This is a genomic window from Eubacterium ventriosum, from assembly GCF_025150745.1.
GTDB classification, from domain to species: Bacteria; Bacillota; Clostridia; order Lachnospirales; family Lachnospiraceae; genus Eubacterium_G; species Eubacterium_G ventriosum.
Window position 1 is genome coordinate 481,484 of the sequence record NZ_CP102282.1, and the last position, 21,017, is coordinate 502,500.

General features: G+C 34.5%; 18 protein-coding genes, 6 tRNA genes and 1 rRNA gene (1 of these 25 cut by a window edge). 2 read left to right on the forward strand and 23 right to left on the reverse strand.

Annotated elements, in window-relative coordinates:
- Window positions 1–3 precede the first annotated feature (3 nt).
- Window positions 4–930, reverse strand: coding sequence for a mannose-6-phosphate isomerase, class I (manA, locus tag NQ558_RS02060; protein ID WP_005361909.1), 927 nt, complete (start codon window positions 928–930; stop codon window positions 4–6).
- A 176-nt stretch (window positions 931–1,106) separates the two neighbouring features.
- On the opposite strand from manA, the gene NQ558_RS02065 reads away from it, so the two are divergent.
- Entirely contained in the window at window positions 1,107–2,915 is a 1,809-nt protein-coding gene (locus tag NQ558_RS02065; protein WP_005361911.1) for a DUF885 domain-containing protein, read from the forward strand.
- A gap of 132 nt (window positions 2,916–3,047) precedes the next feature.
- Here NQ558_RS02065 and NQ558_RS02070 read toward each other — a convergent pair whose 3' ends face one another.
- The 8 genes from NQ558_RS02070 to NQ558_RS02105 form a co-directional block, all read right to left on the reverse strand.
- Complete coding sequence (locus NQ558_RS02070) at window positions 3,048–3,572, reverse strand: spore maturation protein (RefSeq protein ID WP_040446867.1); 525 nt, start codon at window positions 3,570–3,572, stop codon at window positions 3,048–3,050.
- 122 nt (window positions 3,573–3,694) lie between these two features.
- Window positions 3,695–5,035 carry a cation:proton antiporter gene (locus NQ558_RS02075; RefSeq protein ID WP_005361915.1) on the reverse strand — a complete coding sequence of 447 codons (1,341 nt, stop codon included), beginning with the start codon at window positions 5,033–5,035 and terminating at the stop codon, window positions 3,695–3,697.
- Window positions 5,036–5,205: 170 nt separating this feature from the next.
- Window positions 5,206–5,850: an ECF transporter S component gene (locus tag NQ558_RS02080; protein ID WP_005361916.1), complete on the reverse strand. Its 645-nt coding sequence runs from the start codon at window positions 5,848–5,850 to the stop codon at window positions 5,206–5,208.
- On the reverse strand, window positions 5,820–7,472 hold the full coding sequence (locus NQ558_RS02085; RefSeq protein ID WP_005361918.1) for an ABC transporter ATP-binding protein: 1,653 nt from the start codon (window positions 7,470–7,472) through the stop codon (window positions 5,820–5,822). Before NQ558_RS02085 ends, NQ558_RS02080 begins: the two co-directional genes overlap by 31 nt.
- Window positions 7,445–8,110, reverse strand: a complete 666-nt coding sequence (locus NQ558_RS02090; RefSeq protein ID WP_050750969.1) for an energy-coupling factor transporter transmembrane component T — start codon at window positions 8,108–8,110, stop codon at window positions 7,445–7,447. The genes NQ558_RS02085 and NQ558_RS02090 overlap by 28 nt, the downstream gene beginning before the upstream one ends.
- 232 nt (window positions 8,111–8,342) lie before the next feature.
- Window positions 8,343–8,840 (reverse strand): DUF4430 domain-containing protein, encoded by a 498-nt coding sequence (locus tag NQ558_RS02095; RefSeq protein WP_005361922.1) that lies wholly within the window; start codon window positions 8,838–8,840, stop codon window positions 8,343–8,345.
- Window positions 8,830–10,365 carry a prenyltransferase/squalene oxidase repeat-containing protein gene (locus tag NQ558_RS02100; protein WP_005361924.1) on the reverse strand — a complete coding sequence of 512 codons (1,536 nt, stop codon included), beginning with the start codon at window positions 10,363–10,365 and terminating at the stop codon, window positions 8,830–8,832. Before NQ558_RS02100 ends, NQ558_RS02095 begins: the two co-directional genes overlap by 11 nt.
- Before the next feature lie 70 nt (window positions 10,366–10,435).
- Window positions 10,436–11,044 (reverse strand): nucleoside recognition domain-containing protein, encoded by a 609-nt coding sequence (locus NQ558_RS02105; protein ID WP_005361926.1) that lies wholly within the window; start codon window positions 11,042–11,044, stop codon window positions 10,436–10,438.
- A 324-nt stretch (window positions 11,045–11,368) separates the two neighbouring features.
- On the opposite strand from NQ558_RS02105, the gene NQ558_RS02110 reads away from it, so the two are divergent.
- Window positions 11,369–11,599, forward strand: a complete 231-nt coding sequence (locus NQ558_RS02110) for an HPr family phosphocarrier protein (RefSeq protein ID WP_005361928.1) — start codon at window positions 11,369–11,371, stop codon at window positions 11,597–11,599.
- A gap of 374 nt (window positions 11,600–11,973) precedes the next feature.
- Here NQ558_RS02110 and rsmI read toward each other — a convergent pair whose 3' ends face one another.
- The 14 genes from rsmI to NQ558_RS02180 all read right to left on the reverse strand — a co-directional run.
- A complete protein-coding gene (gene rsmI / locus NQ558_RS02115) occupies window positions 11,974–12,813 on the reverse strand; it encodes a 16S rRNA (cytidine(1402)-2'-O)-methyltransferase (RefSeq protein WP_005361930.1) in 840 nt (279 codons plus the stop codon).
- A 23-nt stretch (window positions 12,814–12,836) separates the two neighbouring features.
- Window positions 12,837–13,574: a tRNA1(Val) (adenine(37)-N6)-methyltransferase gene (locus tag NQ558_RS02120; RefSeq protein WP_040446875.1), complete on the reverse strand. Its 738-nt coding sequence runs from the start codon at window positions 13,572–13,574 to the stop codon at window positions 12,837–12,839.
- A gap of 21 nt (window positions 13,575–13,595) precedes the next feature.
- On the reverse strand, window positions 13,596–14,489 hold the full coding sequence (locus NQ558_RS02125) for a PSP1 domain-containing protein (protein ID WP_005361934.1): 894 nt from the start codon (window positions 14,487–14,489) through the stop codon (window positions 13,596–13,598).
- A 37-nt stretch (window positions 14,490–14,526) separates the two neighbouring features.
- Complete coding sequence (locus tag NQ558_RS02130; protein WP_005361937.1) at window positions 14,527–15,567, reverse strand: DNA polymerase III subunit; 1,041 nt, start codon at window positions 15,565–15,567, stop codon at window positions 14,527–14,529.
- Between the two features lie 131 nt (window positions 15,568–15,698).
- Complete coding sequence (locus NQ558_RS02135; protein WP_005361938.1) at window positions 15,699–16,289, reverse strand: nucleoside/nucleotide kinase family protein; 591 nt, start codon at window positions 16,287–16,289, stop codon at window positions 15,699–15,701.
- 12 nt (window positions 16,290–16,301) lie between these two features.
- The gene (locus NQ558_RS02140) at window positions 16,302–17,822 is read right to left on the reverse strand and encodes an aminotransferase class I/II-fold pyridoxal phosphate-dependent enzyme (protein WP_050750970.1); all 1,521 of its coding nucleotides are present in this window, start codon (window positions 17,820–17,822) and stop codon (window positions 16,302–16,304) included.
- Window positions 17,823–17,838: 16 nt separating this feature from the next.
- Window positions 17,839–18,777 (reverse strand): hypothetical protein, encoded by a 939-nt coding sequence (locus tag NQ558_RS02145; RefSeq protein WP_005361940.1) that lies wholly within the window; start codon window positions 18,775–18,777, stop codon window positions 17,839–17,841.
- A 212-nt stretch (window positions 18,778–18,989) separates the two neighbouring features.
- Window positions 18,990–19,062: transfer RNA gene (locus tag NQ558_RS02150), tRNA-Phe, on the reverse strand.
- 6 nt (window positions 19,063–19,068) lie between these two features.
- Window positions 19,069–19,142, reverse strand: a tRNA-Met gene (locus NQ558_RS02155).
- A 19-nt stretch (window positions 19,143–19,161) separates the two neighbouring features.
- Window positions 19,162–19,243: transfer RNA gene (locus NQ558_RS02160), tRNA-Tyr, on the reverse strand.
- Between the two features lie 5 nt (window positions 19,244–19,248).
- Window positions 19,249–19,321, reverse strand: a tRNA-Thr gene (locus tag NQ558_RS02165).
- Between the two features lie 38 nt (window positions 19,322–19,359).
- Window positions 19,360–19,432: transfer RNA gene (locus tag NQ558_RS02170), tRNA-Val, on the reverse strand.
- Window positions 19,433–19,513: 81 nt separating this feature from the next.
- A tRNA-Asp gene (locus NQ558_RS02175) sits at window positions 19,514–19,587 on the reverse strand.
- A gap of 115 nt (window positions 19,588–19,702) precedes the next feature.
- Window positions 19,703–21,017, reverse strand: a 23S ribosomal RNA gene (locus tag NQ558_RS02180); it runs 1,576 nt beyond the window's last position.

Sequence of the window (21,017 nt, forward strand, 5' to 3'; positions counted from 1 at the left end):
TTTTTAAGCAAAAGATACCATCACTGACATATTTCCCTCTAATGTACATTCTTCCATAAGTGATGGGATAATAAAATGATCTCCCTTGCTTATTTCTCTTCCATTAACTTTTCCGTTACCTTCAATAACACTTACATTCATAAAGTTCTTGTCCATTTTAAATGTGTACTTTCCGTCTACATCCCATTTCTCCAGTGTATAATATGGACATTTAACTAAACGTGTACTTGTCATTCCGTCAAAGTTTTTAACTACTCTTTCCTGTTTAAAATCTTCATGAGGAGCTACTATACAATCAATACTCTGCTGAACATGAAGCTCTCTTGGCTTGCCATTCTGAAGTCTGTCATAATCGTAAACTCTGTATGTTACATCACTACTCTGCTGTGTTTCAATTAAAAGTGTTCCACCTTTAATTGCATGAAGACATCCCGGATTAATCTGGAAAAAGTCACCTTTCTTAATTGGAACTTCTCTGATTAATTCATTCCATCTTGCATTATGAATCATATCTGCCAATTCTTCTTTATCCTTAGCATTATGACCAATAACAATAGTAGCATTCTCTTTACAGTCAAGAATGTACCAGCACTCTGTCTTTCCAAGAGCACCGTTTTCATGTTCTGCTGCATATTCATTGTTTGGATGAACCTGTATGCTAAGATCATCCTCAGCTCCTAAAATCTTTATTAATAAAGGGAAAACATCCCCTTCCATATTTCCAAATAATTCTCTATGATTTTCCCAGCACCATGAAAGAGTCTTTCCTGCAAACTCCCCATTCATTACTGTACAATCACCATTTTTGTGAGCACTAATTCCCCAGCATTCGCCTGCATTGTCACCTGCTTCTTTGTATCCAAAGTCAGAAAGTAATTTTCCGCCCCAAATAGCATCTTTAAATACCGGTTTTAACATTAATACATCCATTTCAATACCTTACCCTTTCAGTCTTTTTTTCTTTTGTATTTTTTAATTTGTTATTATTCTACTGTACTTATTTTTTCGTACATTCCTTTTAATTGTACCATATTTTTTTTAAATATCATACATTTACATCAAAAATAATATTCTAGTATAAAGTAATATTTTCCGGATTACAGCTTATGAACTTAAAAAATCAGTCAAACGCTTCTTTTTTCTTAAAGAAAAAGTATTTAAGATACACAGTTGCTCTTTTAACACTTACCTGTATTCTTTTATTTTCCTATTATTTAAAAAATAATAATTATTCTAATTTAGATCAAAAACACTCTGGCAACGCTAACAATGATTTTCAAACCTATGCCCAAAATCTTTTTGATGAACAACTTCTTTCTGATTCGTTAAGTATGCATTTTTATATAAAAACGCCGGATAAAAACATTCGGAATTCTCCTGTTACCTTAGGGGACTTTTCTTATGATTCCATGGTAAAAAGCCAGCAATACTACATTAATCAAATTAACCTCTTAAAGGATTTTAACTATAAAAAACTGTCCCAAAAAGAACAGCTTACCTATGATGTTTTATTGGATTATTTTAGGAATCAACTTGATTACGGAGATCTTTGCCTTTGCAATCCGGTTCTAAGTCCCACCACAGGCATTCAGGCACAGCTTCCAATTCTCTTTGCCGAGTACACCTTTGCTGACAAAAAAGATATTGATAATTATCTTACTCTTGTCTCACAAATAAATGATTTTTTTAACCAAATATGTGAATTTCAAATATTAAAAGCAAAGAACAACAGCTTTTTAGGTTCTGAAACCTGTAATCTTGTTATTAAACAATGTACTTCATTTCTAGCAGAAAACAAACCTAAGGACAATCTTTTCCATACTTCATTTGTCAGCAAAATTTCAAAATGTAAATTTCTTTCCGACAGTGAAAAAAATAATTATATAAATAAAAATTTAGACCTGATTAATTCAAGTGTTTTTCCGGGATATAACAAAATTATATCCTCTCTTAAAGACTTGCAGAAAAGTGGTTATTGCAAAAATAACAAGGGCATCTGTCATTTAAAAAACGGCAAAAGCTATTATGAATTTCTTGTAAAAAATTATACCGGAAGTAGCAAATCTGTTCTTGAATTAAAATCAGATATTCAGTCACGGTTAATGAAGGATATGCGAACTATGTATTCCATACTTACCGTTAATCCTGAACTTGAAAATATGTTTTACAGCGAAGAACATAATTCCAAAAGTCCCCAAGCTATTTTAAAAGAACTTAATTCCAAATACACTGATGATTTTCCTAATATTGGAAACATTAATTACACTGTTAAATACGTAGACGAAAATCTTCAGGATTATTTAAGCCCTGCTTTTTTTCTGACTCCTGCAATTGATGATACAAACAATAATGTTATTTATATTAATGAAAGTGATGCTTTCAGCAAACAGGATATTTACACCACCCTTGCCCATGAGGGGATTCCGGGACATATGTACCAATCGGCTTTTTTTCTCCAAACCAATCCCCTTCCCGTCAGACACATTTTAAGCTATGGTGGTTATACGGAAGGTTGGGCTACGTATGTTGAATTTCTGTCCTATTCCTACGAATATTCCGACCAAAGACTGGCCAAAGCCCTAAGTTGTAGTGCCTCCTATTCCCTGGCACTTTACTCTCTTTGCGATATTGGCATTAATTATGAAGGCTGGTCTTTTAAGGAAACAAAAGATTTTTTGAAAAATTATAATATTACCGGAGATGATATTTGCAAAAATATTTATCAGACTGTAATCAATGAACCTGCAAACTATTTGCAATATTACGTAGGCTACCTTGAAATAACAGCGTTAAAAGAAAAAGTTCAAAAACAACTTGGAACTGACTTTAATTTAAAAGATTTTCATAAAAGTTTTCTAACAATCGGACCTGCAGACTTTAAAACCGTTGAAAAATGGATATACACCTTTTACTGATAAGGATAACATTGTAAGAGTTGGAAACAGTTCACAATCCGCGTAATCCATTTTTTAATAATGTTTAATAAATTTTTTATTTTACAAAAATCCCGAAATCAAAGTTATGTCTGATTTCGGGGTTTTCTTTTACTACAACAATCCTGCTAATATTACACTTGCAACTGTACCTGTTAACGTTGAAATTAATGCTCCTGATAAAGTCCATCTTGTTTTCGTCACTTTTGCCGCCATAAAATATACTGACATAGTATAAAATACAGTTTCAGTACTACTCATCATTAAAGATACTACGTTTCCTATGTACGAATCAGGTCCATACTCCTTAAATATATCAAGAACCATTCCGGTTGCCGCTGAGGATGAGAATATTTTTACTATGGTTACCGGCATTAACTGCCCCGGAAATCCTATGGGATCAGTAAACTTTCCAAGCACATTGCCTAAATCCGTCATAAAACCTGATTCTCTCAAAACTCCCACTGCCACCATAAGTCCTATTAGCGTTGGCATAACTTTTATTACCGTTGTAAAACCGTCCTTTGCACCATTTACGAAATCATCATAAACATTTTTCTTTTTTATCATGCCATAACCCACAATAAACAGCATTATTGCAGGAATAATCATTGAAGATACTGTTACTATTATCGACATAGCAACCTCTTTAATATTTATTACTCTATTTTATGATATAAAAAAGATACCTATTACTTATCCTAAACCAAAAAGAATCCCCACATCATTTCGACATGGAGATTCCTATTATCTCATATTAATTATCTATTTGTTTTTCCGATTTTTTCTCTCTGCTCGTAATTTTCTACTAACTTACTTGTTGTAGGAACATCAGATGCTGTCTTATTTCCACTCATAAATACAGGTTTCAATACGATAGGCGTTACAATTGTTGTAACAATAACAACAATAATAACCGGTGCAACAACTGCTGAACTCATAAGTCCGGCTTCAATACCCTTGTTTGCAACGATTAAGGCAACTTCACCTCTTGAAATCATACCTACACCAATTCTTATACATTGATAATTCTTATAACCACAAACCTTTGCACCAAGTCCACAACCGATAATCTTTGTTACAACAGCAATAACAGTTAACAATACTGCAAATACTGCAACTGTCCATCCCATAGACATAACTGCATCACCGTCCACCTTAAGACCAATGCTTGCAAAGAAAATAGGGCTTAAGAACATATAACCAATTACATCAAACTTAGATGCAATAAATTGGTCTTCCTGTGTCATTGAAATAATTACACCTGCGAAGAATGCACCTGTAATATCTGCTACACCAAAGAAATACTCTGCTGCAAATGACATTAATAAACAAATAACAAATGCCATAATTGCGTGTCTGTGCATTCCTTTTCCGTCTCTCTGTCTCCACCATTTGAAGAACTTATAAACAATATATCCAAAAATAGCAACAAATACAAAGAACAATGCTATCTTTAATAATACTAACCATAATGGTGCTGAATCACCTGCTGTAGCCTTTCCACCACCAAGACTTGTTACAATTGTAAGAACGATAATACCTAAAATATCATCAATAATGGCTGCTCCAAGAATGGCATTTCCTGATGCTGTTTTCAGTTTTCCCATTTCCTGCAATGTCTCAACTGTGATACTAACTGATGTTGCAGTTAAAACTACACCTACAAACACTGCCTGAATAAATAATGAACTATCAGGGCTTGCCTCAATCCAACCTTCTTCTAAGAACCAATATGTAAATGCTCCACCACCTATAAGTGGTGCAATAACACCTAACACTGCAATAATAAATGATGCTTTTCCACATTTTTTAAGTTCGTTAATGTCTGTTTCAAGACCGGCACAAAACATAAGAACGATAACACCAATTTCAGACAAATGTTCAATAAAATCTGTCTGGTGTAAAGCCAAATTTTCTAAATGATGTCCTCCAATAACTACACCTGATAACAAATTTCCTAATACTGCAGGTCCAAGTAAAAGTCCTGCAAGTAAGGCACCTACTACCTGTGGCATTTTGTATCTTTTAGTAAGTAAGCCTAGAAATTTAGTACTCATTAGAATAAGTGCTAATTGCCACAAATATCCGTACTCTTCCATTGTTTTTTCCTCCTTAAACTATGTCGGTACAACACACACCGACAGTCTGACTTTTAACTGTCAGACTCTTTCTTTTATTATAAAAATATTTTTTCAAACCTGATTCATAATAGCACCATACCCGACCAAATTCAACTTATTTTTTTATTTTTAACACTTATTTAACTTTACTAATTTAAGTTGTCTTTTTTATTATACATACCATATTTCTCTTTCATTCTGCTAAGCTTATTAAAGAGTGGTTTTGCAAGAAGCAGAAGAAAAACAACTGTTGCAATTCCATGTACTATATTAAAAGGTATTCCCATGGCATAGGTTGACATAAAACTGCTAATTTTAGGCCTATCCGTGTACATAAAAACTGTTGCCGTATCAAGTATTAGCCCATACACAACAAAAGTCATTATAAATCCATATACGCAAAGTACCACTTTGTTGTAGGCTAAGTACTTTCTTTTTTGAAAAACTATTGCAGAAATGAATCCGATAATTCCGAAGGCGAACATTTGCCATGGCGTCCATGGTCCCTGACCGAAGAAAAAATCTGACACAAAAGCCGTTAAAGCACCACATAAAAAACCTGCTTGTTTTCCCAACATAATTCCCGTAATAATTATTATTGCCACGCATGGTTTAAACTGAGGCAACATAAAAAATATTACTCTGCCCAATGTTGCAATACTAGTCATTACCGCCAACACAACAACTTCTCTTGTTTTAGGTTTTCTTTTCTCAAAAGACCACATAAAAAGAAATATGGAAATTACAATAATAAGAATTGCCGCTAAATAATATTCTCTGCCTTTAAAAAGCATACTACATCCTCCTTGTTGACTGCATTTTCTATACTTCTTCCTGCCATTTTATTAACCGATGTGGTATAAAATTTGTTTTTTGTAAAAAATTTTCTAACGTTATTAACACCAATAAGGTTTCCCTGGGCAAACAATCCACATCTGTCAGCATATTGTCCACAAAAATCCAAATCATGACTTACCATAACAATTGTCTTGCCCCGATTTTTCAAATCCATCATTAACCTGCCAAGGCTTTCCTTATATATTCCGTCAATTGCCTTTGTAGGCTCATCCAGTAACAGAATATCAGGATTTTTTGCCAAAACCTTTGCCAAAGCAACTTTCTGCTGTTGCCCTCCACTTATATCATATGGATGCTGTTTAAGCACATTGATTAATTCCATTTTTTCGATTAAGTTGCTGCTAACCCCAATTAGTTCATCTTCCACAGTTTCTTCTTTAAACAAAGTCTGCACATTCTGTGGCAAAGCTGACACTGTTCCGTTAATTTTAATCTTTCCTCTATAAGCTTTTCTAATTCCGCTTATTATGCCCATAGTTGTAGTTTTTCCTGTTCCATTTCCGCCAAGAATAGCAAAAATTTCACCTTTTTTTATTTCAAAATTTAATCCCTTTATAATATCAGGACTGGCTTTTTCATATCTGAACCAAACATTTTTGCACTTAATTGCATAATCATTTTTAACTATTACTTTCTTATTTATATCTTCACTTATATTTCTTTTGATATTTTCATTTATTTCTTTATCTAAACCTTTTTCTATATCTTCAACATTTTTGCTTCCGTTTTTAACCAATCTTTCAAGCCATCTTCTTCCGTCTGAAATGGATATTGGCGTCTTTTCATCTGCTCCTTCCATTCCTGACTCATAATAAATTCTTGTTGCCATAGGCATAAGCTTTAGCACATCTTCATCTATATTATGTTCCAATATTCTATATGGCTCTCCGCAATATTGTATCTTTCCACTATCCATTACAATAACTTTATTTCCGTAAGCCAAAACATTGTCAAGCCTGTGTTCTGACAAAATTACAGTTATTCCAAGTTCATCATTTATCTTTTTTAATGTTCCTAAAAAGTTCTCTGCTGCAATAGGATCAAGCTGTGCCGTAGGTTCGTCCAAAATCAATATTTCCGGTCCCATTACCATAGTTGCTGCCAGATTAAGTAACTGTTTCTGACCTCCTGAAAGCTGATTTACCGAATTATAATACAAATCCGTTATTCCAAAATATTCAGCCATTTCCGTTACTCTTAACTGTATTTCGTCTGTGGAATACCCAAGGCTCTCCAAACCAAAAGCCAATTCATGCCAAACTTTGTCCGTTACTATCTGATGTTCGGGATTTTGCATAACGAAGCCTATTTTCTCAGCCTGTTGTCTTTCACTTAATTTTTCCAATTTCTCATTTTCAAAAATAATGTCACCTAAAGTTTTCCCATAAGGCTTAATTATAGGTTTTAAACATCTTAAAAGAGTACTTTTTCCGCAGCCTGATTTTCCGCACAGCACAACAAAATCTCCCTTTTCTATATTAAAAGAGAGATTTTCTATTGCCGGTTTTTCCTGCTTATTATAAAAAAAAGTTAAATCTTTGATTTTAATCTGTTCCATCTTAATGTCTCCCAAATATTTATCAAAACAGGTGTTAAACATAATAGTCCAAAAATTACATATGCCATTACATCATTCTTAATCCTTATTGTCGGATAATAATAAGTTATTATTATTTCATTATGCAATGCCACAATTGTTGCTATCGTCAGCACTATGCTCCACAATAAAATAATTCCATCTCTTACCGTAAACCTATAATTGTTGTAGCTTGTCCTTTTTCCTGTTCCGTATCCTCTTGCCCTCATTGAATCTGCCGTATCCACTGAGTTTTCCAAAGACCATGTTGTTATAATTGAAAAAATCTTTGCTTCTTCCTTAAACTTGTCTTTAAGATTTTTTATTTTTGCTTTTATTGTTTTGCCTTTATCCTGCCTTTTAACTCCATTTAATGCCTGATTGGCTTCCAAAGTATCTTTTCCATGCTCTGTCATCTTAGGAATAAACCTTAAAATCATAGTCAACAAAGTTGCTATTACAGGCATTGTCTTCCCAAGAACTGCCAATATTTTATCTGTTGTTATGATTATGTTAAAGCTCCCAAACCACATAATCATTGCACATATTATTCCTGCTGTTGCAAACCCATATACTATTGACTCTAATGTAACCGGATTTCCCGTAAATAAATAGAACAAAAGAGTGCTTCCTCTATGAGAAAATAGAGGGTTTATAACTGCAGAAGTCAAAAATACCACCATTACCCCACAAAAAAATTTTAGATTCCATTCTTTTTTTAAAAAAATGTAGTATATCAACGCTACAATAAAGGAAATAATTATTAATCCAATCTGCATTTGAAACATTGTTATACCCAGTACACAAATATAAAATACTATATTGACTAAAGGATGAAATCTTGAAAATTCATCATTCACCTTCCAAATCCTTTCCTAATTTGCATGTATAATTCCACTTAATTATATCGCCATCTTCAACATCATACTTGCTACAGCTTTTTCCCGGATAAACTCCGTTTACCTCATACATCCATCCTGACTGCTCACCACATGAAAATTCATAAATATTATTTATGCCTTCTACATACACGCTATCGCCCGCAAATGATGCCTCCATTAAAATATTGTCTTTTTTTAATTCTCTCTTTAAAACATCATAAACTGTTTCTCCGTCATAATAGGACACAGTTCTCTCTTTTAAAATTACACCATCCTTTGGCACATAATCCTTTATGGACTTATCAAGCATATCCTCATTGTCCCATATAGTCGAACAATCTACAGATATGGTACACTTTCCCGCACTTTTTTTGCCTGTTGTATCATCCTTACTGTTTCCACAACCACATAGCAAAATACATATGCTTATAATTAAAACTAATAATTTTCCGGTAATTTTATTTTTCATTTTCTGCTTTCCTTTTTCCTATTATATAAACAATAATTGCAATAACCATAACAACTGCTGCAATAACGCCTATTACTATCTTGGTTCTGTTAGATTGATTCTTCTTTCCATTTATATCATTAATCTTAGCTTCTTTTTCTCCGACTTTTGCATCATCACTTGTATTATTTTTTGAATTTTTAACTGTTGTTTCTGATTCTTCTTTTTTATTTGATTTTTTTACTTTTTTATTTGATTTTTTTACTTTTTTGTTTGTTTTTGATTTACTGTTTTTTGTTGATTTAGTTTTTGTGTTCTTGTTAGACTTTTTATTTGAACTGCTGCTTTTTTTATTATTTTTTACTGAAGTAGTTTCTTCTTTATCCTTATCACTTACAGTGCTTTTTGAGGTATTTTTTTTGGTACTCTTTTTTGTTGTTTTCTTTACGGTTTTAATTGTTTTAGTTTTGGAAGCGGCAGTCTTCTTTTTTTCAAGAACTTTTTTGGATACTTTTTGATATGAAATTCCGTCTGCCATATCATAAAATCCATTCATTATAGTCAAACTTCTATAATATGCTGTCAAAGCACAAAAACCCTGTTCAGTTGCCATATGATTGTAACCACCGTTTTTAGTATGTGAAAACTTTCCATTACTATAATAATCTAAAAGCCCGTTAAGTACTGTATTTCCATTCTTTACAAAACGCGAATCTTCTATATTAATGTTAAGAGCTGATATTGCCATCAAAACCTGGGCTGTGCTTTCGCAGTTGCTAATGCCTTCTGCTGAATATCCTCCATCATTGTTTTGTTGCCTGCTTAAAAACTTTAATGCCTTATCAACTGATTTTTTTACACTTTTATCACTGCCTGTATAATAAAAAGACAACGCCTGCACTGCCATGGCTGTAATGTCGCACTCAGACTTGTCTGCCATGCTCCAACCACCGTCACTGTTTTGATTTTTAATGATATACTCTATTAATTTCTTTACTGTAGTAACTTCCCCTGTATAATTTTTGTCAGGCTTTGGAATTTTGTAATTACTGCTGTGAATGGCAATTAAAGCATATATTGAGCCGTTAATTCCCTGCTTGTTTACATTGTCAAACTCAGCCAATGGCTTTAACAAATTATACCCACCAAAATTTGTTGGATTTTCGTCTATTGAAGCCAACGCAATAACAACTCTTGAATATTCCGTATATTTTCTTGTGGACAAAACACCATCTTTTGCCTTTACTTCTTTTAAAAGATTTTCTTTGTATTTAGAAATATAATCTTTTGTAACTGCTCCATATCTGGCAAGACCTATAATATTCCACTCTCCATCTATTGAGCCATATATCGGCTCCTTAACCTGTTCCTGCTGACTGTACGCAATTGTATACAGATATTCATCTATCTTAGCTTTGCTTATGCTTTCTCCTGCTGAAACATTTATGGTTATTACAATTGCCATTAACATTGCCAAAACCATACAAAGTACTTTTTCTGCCTTTTTAATTCCTACATTACTTTTTCCGTCCATTAATTTCTCCATATGTTCTATCAAAATTTATTCAACTTGATTTTTAGTATACCCTTTACATATGATAATTTCAAATATTATATTAATTATTCCTTATTCTTCCTTTACACTTAATCTTGCACCATATCACACCCACCAATGTGCTTATTGTTGTGGCAATAATTGCCGGTCCAACAATTGCTGCAGGATTGGCACTTCCATACTGGCTTCGATACGCAATAATATTAACCGGAATTAACTGTAGAGACGAAATATTTACAACCAAAAAAGTACACATTTCATCTGTTGCCACATAGGCCGGCAAATTACCACCCTTTTGTTCCACAGGCTTTGCTGACAATTCTTCCATTGCTTTCAAACCTGCCGGAGTTGCTGCCCAGCCCAGGCCTAATATATTTGCAATAATATTTGTTGTTATACTTGCCAGTGCGGGATGATTCTTTGGAATATTGGGAAAAAGCCAACTTACAACCGGATCTAATCCCTTTTCCGCTTTTCTAATTAAGCCGGATGTTCTTGCAACTTCCATAAAGCCCATCCACATACTCATTATACCCACCATAGTAATACATAATTTTACAGCTTCCGTTGCAGATCCAATTGCCCCGCTTCCTACTTTTTCTATATTTCCAGTTATAAAACCATAAATTACACCTATGACAATCATAAAAAACCATATATAATTTAACATTTTTCTACTCTTATTTATTATTTTTATATATTATTCTTTATTATTTTGTCCTATTACTTTTAGTCATTTTTATATGAAATATTTACAGTTTTGATATTTTTTATCAGTTATTTATAACGTTATTATTCATACATTTTAACTTTTTCGTCTATTATTCCCATATAATTAACTAGTTTTTTGTAAAAAAACCTCTTAAACTTTGTTAAATATTTAACGTATTTTTCTCTTGACTAATTTCCAAACAGGATATAATATGTAAGCCGAATGAAGGATTAAACAAATCCCATTCAAGTAATCACATTTCTGTTTTAGGAGGTATTTATTATGAAAACAGTAACAGTTAACTTGAATTCAATTGAAAAAGTAAAGTCCTTCGTAAAGGATTTAAACAAGTTTGAGAATGATTTTGACTTAGTTTCAGGCCGTTTCGCTATTGATGCAAAATCAATAATGGGTATTTTTGCACTTGACCTTTCTAAGCCTTTACAGCTTAACATTCATTCACAGTACCAGGGAGATGCAATCGCTGCAGCTCTTAGCGACTACACTTGCTAAAGAGCCTATAGGTTCAACCTGTATTACAAAAGGACAGTTATTCAATAGAAAATTTATATAAATAATAAAAACTTAAACAATTGGATTCAGAGGCTTTTTTACAAAAGCCAATAATGAAGAAGGAAGCGCATCATCTGGTGTGCTTTCTTTTTTATATTGTATACTAGGAAATAGTGGGACTGAAAACAATAGGCAGATTTTTGAAATTTTGCGAGCATAGTGTAAGCCAAAAATCAACTGTCTGAGCCGTAGGCGAGTTTTGATTTTTGGACTTACGATAAACGGCGGAGCAAAATAAGAAAATCAACGTGTTTTCAGACCACTATTTCCTGTTATACAACAAAGAAGCACATCAAGTGATGCGCTTCTTACTTCTACTTTATTAATTGGTTATATATGTCTCTTTTGGAAACTCCTCTGTCTTTTGCAACAAGTTTCATGGCTGACTTTTTGTCGTTCCCCTGACTTATATAGTATTCCATATGTTCTTCTATTGTCATTGATTCCCATTTTTGTTTGTTTTCTTCCTGTATTTCTTCCTGAGATTTTCCCTCTATCACAAGAACATACTCTCCTCTAGGTTCTTTTTCATTGTATTTCTCTATTGCCTGGTCTATTGTTGTTTTGTCAGCTTCCTCATATTTCTTGGTTAACTCTCTACATAATGTAAGTTGTCTGTTTCCAAGTGTTTCCCTTAATTCTTTTAAGGTTCTTGCCAGCCTGTGAGGTGCCTCATATATTATAATTGTTCTTGTTTCATTTTTTAATTCTTCAAGAACTGCTACTTTTTCTTTTTTATCTTTTGGTAAAAAAGCTTCAAAACAAAATCTTCTTGTTTTCTGACCTGACATTGTAAGCGCTGTAATACATGCCGCAGGGCCTGGCAATGATGTTACCTGTATGCCTGCTTCAAAGCACTGTCTCACAACTTCTTCCCCCGGATCAGATATTCCCGGCGTTCCCGCATCAGTTATAATGGCAATGTTTTTGCCTTCCTTCATCATTTCTACCAACTGTTTTGCCTTATCATATTTGTTAAACTCATGATAGCTTGTCATTGGTGTTTTTATATCAAAATGATTAAGCAATTTTATGCTGTTTCTTGTATCTTCTGCCCCAATCAAATCTACTTCATTTAAAGTTCTTACAACTCTATATGTAATATCTTCAAGATTTCCTATTGGTGTGGCGCATAAATATAATTTTCCTGCCATTTCTACCTCTATTCTGCAAAATGCTAAAATCCATATATTCTGTGTATTTCCTTAGTATAAACTCCCGGTTCATCGTACACAATAAGTGGCGGTTCCACTACCATCATTGACTTTCCGCCTCTTACCCCTTCTATTAGAAGCATGTTTGCATCTCTGTCCGCAAAAGGATGTATCATTCTAAGTCTTTTAGGCTCAATTCTATATTCCTTCATAAGACTAATAATTTCAGCCAACCTTCTAGGTCTGTGAACCATATAAAATCTTCCCTTAGGCTTTAGTAACTTAGCTGACTCTCTTATTACATCTTCAAGATTGCATTTAATTTCATGCCTTGCAATTGCCTTAGGCTCATCGGGATTTTTTACACCATGATTTTCAGTCATATATGGTGGATTAGTTGTTACAACATTAAAACTTGCTGCCCCAAAAATCTTAGAAGCTTCTTTTATATCTCCGTCAACTATTTTAATTCTGTCCTGAAGGTTGTTAAGCATAACGCTTCTTCTTGCCATTTCAGCACTTTCAGGCTGAATTTCCAATGCTTCAAAGTCCTGTCCTTCTGTTTTTGCTTCAAGTAATATTGGAATAATTCCAGTACCTGTTCCAAGATCTAAAGCTCTTTCACCTTTTCCTACCTTAGCAAAACCTGTTAACAGAACGGCATCCATTCCAAAACAGAATCTCTCTCTGTTCTGAATTATTTTATATCCATTTCTCTCCAAATCTACAATTTGTTCACCTGATTGCAACTTTACTTCCAATTATAATCTCTGCCTTTACAATTAATCTAATTTGGACTCTTCCTTATCTTCAAGTCCCTTTAATGCCTTTAATTCCTCTGAAGCAAGATTAAACTTCTTCTTCTTTGGCTTAAACTTTAACTCGTCAATGGCATATTCTTTAATTTCTCTTTCGTCATCAACTTCAACTACTATTTTAACCTTCTGTCTAAGAACATTTACGCTTACAACTTCACCCTTAAAGCCATCAAAAGTCTTAACTTTTTCTCCAATGTCAGGTAAATTAGAATTTAATTCCTCGTATGCTTCCTGCTCATTCTTAAGACAACACATTAATCTTCCACAAATACCTGAAATCTTTGTTGGATTAAGTGAAAGACTCTGTTCCTTTGCCATCTTAATTGACACAGGAATAAATTCTGACAAATAAGTATTACAGCAAAGTGGTCTGCCACAAATGCCTATTCCTCCAAGCATTTTTGTTTCATCTCTAACGCCAACCTGTCTAAGTTCAATTCTTGTCTTAAATACTGAAGCCAAATCCTTTACAAGTTCTCTAAAGTCAATTCGTCCATCTGCCGTAAAATAAAATAAAACTTTATTATTATCAAAAGTATATTCTGTTTCAATAAGTTTCATTTCCAAACCATGTTTTGCAATTTTTTCTTTGCAGATTTTAAATGCTTTCTTTTCTTTCTCATTATTTTCAATTGCTTTTTTATCATCCTCTTCAGTTGCAATACGTATAACGGACTTTAATGGCATAATAACCTTATCATCCGCTACTTCTCTTATTCCCTGAACAACTGAACCATATTCAATTCCCCTTGCAGTTTCAACTATAACATGGTCTCCTACCTTTACCTGAAAATCTGCGGGGCTAAAATTGTATATTTTTCCTGCCTGTCTAAATCTAACGCCTATAACTTTAATCATTTCTGTCTCCTTGTTCTAACTGTTATCCAATCTATGTTTATTTTCCTGAAGTTTTTTCCTTAATGGAAAGTAATAATATTTCTATAGTGGAATCAAAATTAACATTTGACTTAATTCTGCTTTCTGCCAGATCTATTGCCTTAAGAATGTCATTAATATCATCAAATGAATATGTCTGACTCATTTTTTCTATTGTCATATACTCATCCTGAAAAATAATCTGGTCTTCTTCCTTAGTTGCCTTATAGACAAGTATATCCCTAAACCAAATTCGCATTAAGCTAAAGTATTCATCAATCTGCTTTTTAAAAGTTCCTGTTTTCTTAATTGCCTCCCCAATAATATCCATTCCGCCTTTTTCCAAAGACATAAACATTCCAACAACATACTGTTTTAATTCTTTAAATTCTTCAGATGTTGCAAGTTTAATCGCCTTGCCCGGATTTCCATTAGAAAATGTTGCTGCAACTCTTGCTTCATAATCCCCTACACCATACTGTGATGTTAATTGATTCTTTATTATATCTTCCTTTACAGGTCTGATATTTAACATAACACAACGCGATAAAATAGTTTGAAGAAAAGTATCCGCATTTGTAGTTAACAAGATTATAATGGCATATTCAGGTGGTTCTTCAATTGTTTTTAACAATGCATTCTGTGCCTGCACTGTCATCTTTTCACTTTCCGGAACAATATATATCTTATATGGACTGCTATATGGCTTAATGTCAATATCATCATTTATCTGCTCTCTTATTTCATCAACACCAATACCTGATTTTTCGTAGGTAATATACTTAATATCCGGCTGGTTTTTTGAATCCGTCTGCTTACATGACTTGCACTGTCCGCATGCTGTTCCCGGAACGGTAATTCTTTCACCATCTTCATTAATGGCTTTATTAGAATTGTTTCTCTCACACTGCAAAGCCTTGGCAAAATGAATTGCAAGATTCATCTTACCCGATCCTTCTTCCCCATTTATAATGTAGGCGTGAGAAATTTTTCCCATTCTAATAGCATTTTCAAAATGTCTTAATATATGATTTTGTCCCAGAATTCTTTCTGATTCCATCTTCACTCCTAAAAATTAATCTATGGTCATACTAATTTATAATAACATAAATAAATAAAAAAGGCTATGCTTTAGCCATTTCCAGATAAAACATAACCTTAAAAATAATATAATACTTATTTATTTTATTCTTACTTTATTTTTTTTACTATTTCCTGCTCTATTTCTTTTATACACTGATTTAAGTTATTGTTCTCAAACCTTTTCTTTATACCGGCTTTCTCTATTTTTTCTTCTGAGAAATCTTCCTCATCAGCCAGAAATCTTCTGCATAACTCCTTGTACTTTGGCTCACTTTGATTTCTTTCCCTGTTAACAGCCCTTGCCAATCTTTCACCTGTTTCAACCTGTATATATAACGGCACCACAACATCTTCACCATAAAAATCAATCATCTGCTCATATGATTCCAAAGTACCAATATACAAATAATCTCCGTTATTTAAATCTATCTGGCCGTCATCAACTGTAAAATAACTCCATATTCCATACACAGTATTATAATCTCTGCACTCAATAACCTTTTTAGCCTTTTTCAATTCTTCAAGCTTATTTTGGTCAACAAAAAAATATTCCACCCCATTTTTTTCATTAACCCTCATAGGTCTTGTTGTATAACCTACAACAGTTTTTAAATTTAATTGTTTATTTTCTTTTAAGCTTTGGAAAATAGTATCTTTTCCGCTGCAGCTTTTTCCTAACACAAAAAATATCTTTGACATTATTCCTCCAATTTATTTTACAACTTCAATAGTTTTATTTGAATTATCTTTTAAACCGCTAATATTCATATTTGCTTCCAAATACACTTTAATCTGTTCCAATAATTCTTCTGTAATCACTTCACCAGGAACAACCAATGGGATTCCCGGCGGATAAAGAAAAACAAATTCACCTGAAATGCAATCCTTTGAATCAAACAGATTAACTGTATTTTTTTCTTTCAAATCTGTTTCGTATATTGAATACATTCTTTTATTTTTCAGTAACTCTACAGAAATATTTTCATTCTGCTTTTCTTCCAAGGACTTATCTATTTCCTTTAAAGCCTCTGCCAATCTTTCAAGTTCTTTATAATCATCGCATATAGTAGTTATCCCAAGCACATACTTTAGTGAATCCATTTCAACTTCAATATTATACTTGTATCTGAGAATATCCCCTAACTGCTTACCTGTTATTCCACTATTATTTACATTAATAATAAGCTTCGTTACATCTACATCAAAAACATTATTTTGATTTTTTAATTCTTCACATGGTATTGAAATATACTTACACTTATTAACATTTTTTCTGATTTTGTTAATAACATTCAACAATTCATCATATCTTTGTTGACCTTTTTTCTGAATTTCCCTAATACACTTGTCAATGCTACACATTAGCACATATGAAGGACTACTTGTTTCATATATAGACAACATTTCCTGCACTTTTCCTGCATCAATTCTATCGCCCTTTAAATGAAACAAAGCTGTCTGTGTCATTGCCGGCAAAGTCTTATGTGTGCTTTCGATAACTAAATCAGCTCCCAACTTATAAGCCGGAACCGGAAGTTTCTCACTTATTCCAAAATGGGCTCCGTGGGCTTCATCCACAATTAAGACTGTATTATATTTATGGACTACTCTTGCAATTTCCTCTATATCAGATACGATTCCATCATAAGTAGGGGATGTAAGAACAACCGCCTTTACATCTCTATTTTTTTTCAAAATATTTTCTATTTCGCCTTTATTATAACCACCATTTATTCCGTACTTAGCTATATAAGACGGATATACATATTCCACGTCTAAATTACGTAACTTGGCACAATTATAAACTGCCTTGTGACAATTTCTTCCTATGATAATTTTATCTCCTATATTAGTAACTGCACTAATAGCAGCTAAAATTCCACATGAACTTCCATTTACCAAAAACCAAGTTCTGTCCGTCTCAAAAAAATCGGATGCATTTTTCATTGCATCCAATATTATCCCTTTAGGATTGTGTAAATTATCAAATCCATCTATTTCCGTAATATCCACTTTATATGGATCAATTCCATCAAAAAGCCTTTCATTTCTTTTATGCCCCGGCATATGTAATGGATATCTTCCATTTTTACTATATTCAATTAATTCATTGTAAAAACTCTTCTTCTGACAATTGTAGTCTTCATTATTATCTTTATAATTATTTCTACTATTATCTTTATAATTATTTCTACTATTATTGTTATAATTTTTATAACTATTACTTTCCATTACATACTCCCACTAACTATTCGCCAAAGTTAAAAAATGAAATCTGCTTATTTGTATAGTCTCCTCTATTAAATCCTTCAAGAAATACCTCAAGTGAAACAAATTTTTTAATTCCCTTATCACTTATAAAAGGAATATCTATATTAAATATTACATTATTTTTTGTTTCATTATCTTCTCTATTCATAAGCTTCTCAACAACAGTAATTGGAACAGAAAACTCTGCGGTGCATTCCATAAAATTAAGTTCAAAATTAGCTTCAAACTGATTTTCACTTCTATATACACTGTCAATATAAGCTCTATTTATCTCAGATTTGGTAGCTTCCTCTATTACCGGTTTAGTCCACCCATTCTTTCCTAAAATCATTACAGGATAAACATTATTAATAATTCCTATTGCACCTTCAGGAATTATATTCTCCTCGTCTATCTCACGCTCGTAACCCTCCAACAATTCCTGCTTTGTTATGTTATTAATTATATTCTCGCTTAAACCTGACACAAAAGAATCTATCTTTTTCAAAATAGGCTGCATCACTCCTATTCTCTCCAAAGATACCATAAAAATATTGTGCGCCCAGGCATACTCCTGCGCCTCTCTTGAAAAAGCAGTAGCGCTGAAATAACAACCGGTGTAATTATATCTATCGCATATATTTCCCATCTCTCCCTGTATTGCGTAGTTAGTTTCAGAAATATCTGCAATAATTCCTCCAAAATCGCGTACATGCATTAACTCAACCTTATTTTTTGCATAATACTTATACTGAAATATTATTCTTAAAGGAAATATAAAAGCTGTTGGAAGATTTAACTTTCCATAAGAATTAATACCATGGGAACTACTTCTCCCCGGTATATTCTGCTCTACAATATTAATATAATTGCTGTCCTGTAATAATTTTTTAACCTTTTCTTCGAATATTATTTCTCTTGCCTGATGCTCTTTCATTTAATTTATCCTCTTGTAATCTTGTTTTAATTATTTTACTTTTAATTATTTCTATGTGTGCTAGTGCTATAAATTTGTTTTGTAGTTAATTCTATTTATTCCTCCACTCACTGGGTGATATACATATATTTATATTACTATTTTTTATATTAGTAAGCAATTATTTATGGCAAAAAAAAACTAATGGAAAATCCATTAGTAAATAAAAATAATGCCCAGTTCCGGAATCGAACCAGAGACACGAGGATTTTCAGTCCTCTGCTCTACCAACTGAGCTAACTGGGCATTGAGTTGCGGGAATAGGATTTGAACCTATGACCTCCGGGTTATGAGCCCGGCGAGCTTCCAGACTGCTCCACCCCGCGATATTTAATTAAAAAGTAATGGGCAGAGAAGGATTCGAACCTTCGAAGGCAGTGCCAGCAGATTTACAGTCTGTCCCCTTTGGCCACTCGGGAATCTGCCCATTAAAGCCGATGAACGGACTCGAACCGTTAACCTGCTGATTACAAATCAGCTGCTCTGCCAATTGAGCCACATCGGCGTATTCATTTTTATCATTTATACTGTAAGAAGTATAAATGGGACCTACAGGGCTCGAACCTGTGACCCCCTGCTTGTAAGGCAGATGCTCTCCCAGCTGAGCTAAGATCCCAAGAAAAAAATAAAGAGGTTGAGAAAGCTAGCTTGATATGCTTTCGACCTCCTCTGTATAAATTATATATTATACTGATAGCGACCCGGATGGGGTTCGAACCCACGACCTCCGCCGTGACAGGGCGGCGCTCTAACCAGCTGAGCCACCGGGCCATCAAGAGTATTATAACATACTCAGTACTAAATTACAAGTACTTTTTTGATTATACACTCAAAACCACACACTGAAATCCTTCATCCGGGGAGATAACTCCTCTTTCCTTCCTTCATGGATAAGCCCTCGACCTATTAGTATCAGTCAGCTCCATGTGTTACCACACTTCCACCTCTGACCTATCAACCTCGTCGTCTTCAAGGGGTCTTAATTCTTGCGAATGGGATATCTCATCTTGAGGGGGGCTTCACGCTTAGATGCCTTCAGCGTTTATCCCTTCCCGACTTGGCTACCCTGCCATGCACTTGGTAGTGCAACAGGTACACCAGAGGTCAGTCCATCCCGGTCCTCTCGTACTAAGGACAGCTCCTCTCAAATATCCTACGCCCACGCCGGATAGGGACCGAACTGTCTCACGACGTTCTGAACCCAGCTCGCGTACCGCTTTAATGGGCGAACAGCCCAACCCTTGGGACCTACTACAGCCCCAGGATGCGATGAGCCGACATCGAGGTGCCAAACCACTCCGTCGATGTGAACTCTTGGGAGTGATAAGCCTGTTATCCCCAGGGTAGCTTTTATCCGTTGAGCGATGGCAATCCCACTTTATACCACCGGATCACTAAGTCCTACTTTCGTACCTGCTCCACCCGTCGGTGTCACAGTCAAGCTCCCTTCTGCCTTTGCACTCTTCGAATGGTTTCCGACCATTCTGAGGGAACCTTTGAGCGCCTCCGATACCCTTTCGGAGGCGACCGCCCCAGTCAAACTCCCCACCTGACATTGTCCACCAGCCGGATCACGGCTGCATGTTAGAAACCCAATACTGCAAGGGTGGTATCCCAAGGGCGACTCCACACAAACTGGCGTTCATGTCTCCTAGTCTCCCACCTATCCTGTACATGCAATATCGAATCCCAGTATCAAGCTAGAGTAAAGCTCCATGGGGTCTTTCCGTCCTGGCGCAGGTAACCAGCATCTTCACTGGTACTTCAATTTCACCGGATGCATTGTCGAGACAGTGCCCAAATCATTACGCCTTTCGTGCGGGTCGGAACTTACCCGACAAGGAATTTCGCTACCTTAGGACCGTTATAGTTACGGCCGCCGTTTACTGGGGCTTAAGTTCAAGGCTTCGACTCATGTCTAACCTCTCCCCTTAACCTTCCAGCACCGGGCAGGCGTCAGCCCATATACATCACCTTACGGTTTCGCATAGACCTGTGTTTTTGCTAAACAGTTGCTTGGGCCAATTCTCTGCGGCCTACCTTCGTAGGCACCCCTTATCCCGAAGTTACGGGGCCATTTTGCCGAGTTCCTTAACAATGCTTCTTCCGTCGGCCTTAGGATTCTCTCCTCATCCACCTGTGTCGGTTTACGGTACGGGTACAATGTACACAATAGCGGCTTTTCCTGACAGCCAGCTCAC

Excerpts from the sequence above, each read along its gene's own strand:
- manA (WP_005361909.1), bottom strand. The coding sequence starts at position 930 with ATGGATGTATTAATGTTAAAACCGGTATTTAAAGATGCTATTTGGGGC.
- NQ558_RS02065 (WP_005361911.1), top strand. The coding sequence starts at position 1,107 with ATGAACTTAAAAAATCAGTCAAACGCTTCTTTTTTCTTAAAGAAAAAG.
- NQ558_RS02070 (WP_040446867.1), bottom strand. The coding sequence starts at position 3,572 with ATGTCGATAATAGTAACAGTATCTTCAATGATTATTCCTGCAATAATG.
- NQ558_RS02075 (WP_005361915.1), bottom strand. The coding sequence starts at position 5,035 with ATGGAAGAGTACGGATATTTGTGGCAATTAGCACTTATTCTAATGAGT.
- NQ558_RS02080 (WP_005361916.1), bottom strand. The coding sequence starts at position 5,850 with ATGCTTTTTAAAGGCAGAGAATATTATTTAGCGGCAATTCTTATTATT.
- NQ558_RS02085 (WP_005361918.1), bottom strand. The coding sequence starts at position 7,472 with ATGGAACAGATTAAAATCAAAGATTTAACTTTTTTTTATAATAAGCAG.
- NQ558_RS02095 (WP_005361922.1), bottom strand. The coding sequence starts at position 8,840 with ATGAAAAATAAAATTACCGGAAAATTATTAGTTTTAATTATAAGCATA.
- NQ558_RS02100 (WP_005361924.1), bottom strand. The coding sequence starts at position 10,365 with ATGGAGAAATTAATGGACGGAAAAAGTAATGTAGGAATTAAAAAGGCA.
- NQ558_RS02105 (WP_005361926.1), bottom strand. The coding sequence starts at position 11,044 with ATGTTAAATTATATATGGTTTTTTATGATTGTCATAGGTGTAATTTAT.
- NQ558_RS02110 (WP_005361928.1), top strand. The coding sequence starts at position 11,369 with ATGAAAACAGTAACAGTTAACTTGAATTCAATTGAAAAAGTAAAGTCC.
- rsmI (WP_005361930.1), bottom strand. The coding sequence starts at position 12,813 with ATGGCAGGAAAATTATATTTATGCGCCACACCAATAGGAAATCTTGAA.
- NQ558_RS02125 (WP_005361934.1), bottom strand. The coding sequence starts at position 14,489 with ATGATTAAAGTTATAGGCGTTAGATTTAGACAGGCAGGAAAAATATAC.
- NQ558_RS02130 (WP_005361937.1), bottom strand. The coding sequence starts at position 15,567 with ATGGAATCAGAAAGAATTCTGGGACAAAATCATATATTAAGACATTTT.
- NQ558_RS02135 (WP_005361938.1), bottom strand. The coding sequence starts at position 16,289 with ATGTCAAAGATATTTTTTGTGTTAGGAAAAAGCTGCAGCGGAAAAGAT.
- NQ558_RS02140 (WP_050750970.1), bottom strand. The coding sequence starts at position 17,822 with ATGGAAAGTAATAGTTATAAAAATTATAACAATAATAGTAGAAATAAT.
- NQ558_RS02145 (WP_005361940.1), bottom strand. The coding sequence starts at position 18,777 with ATGAAAGAGCATCAGGCAAGAGAAATAATATTCGAAGAAAAGGTTAAA.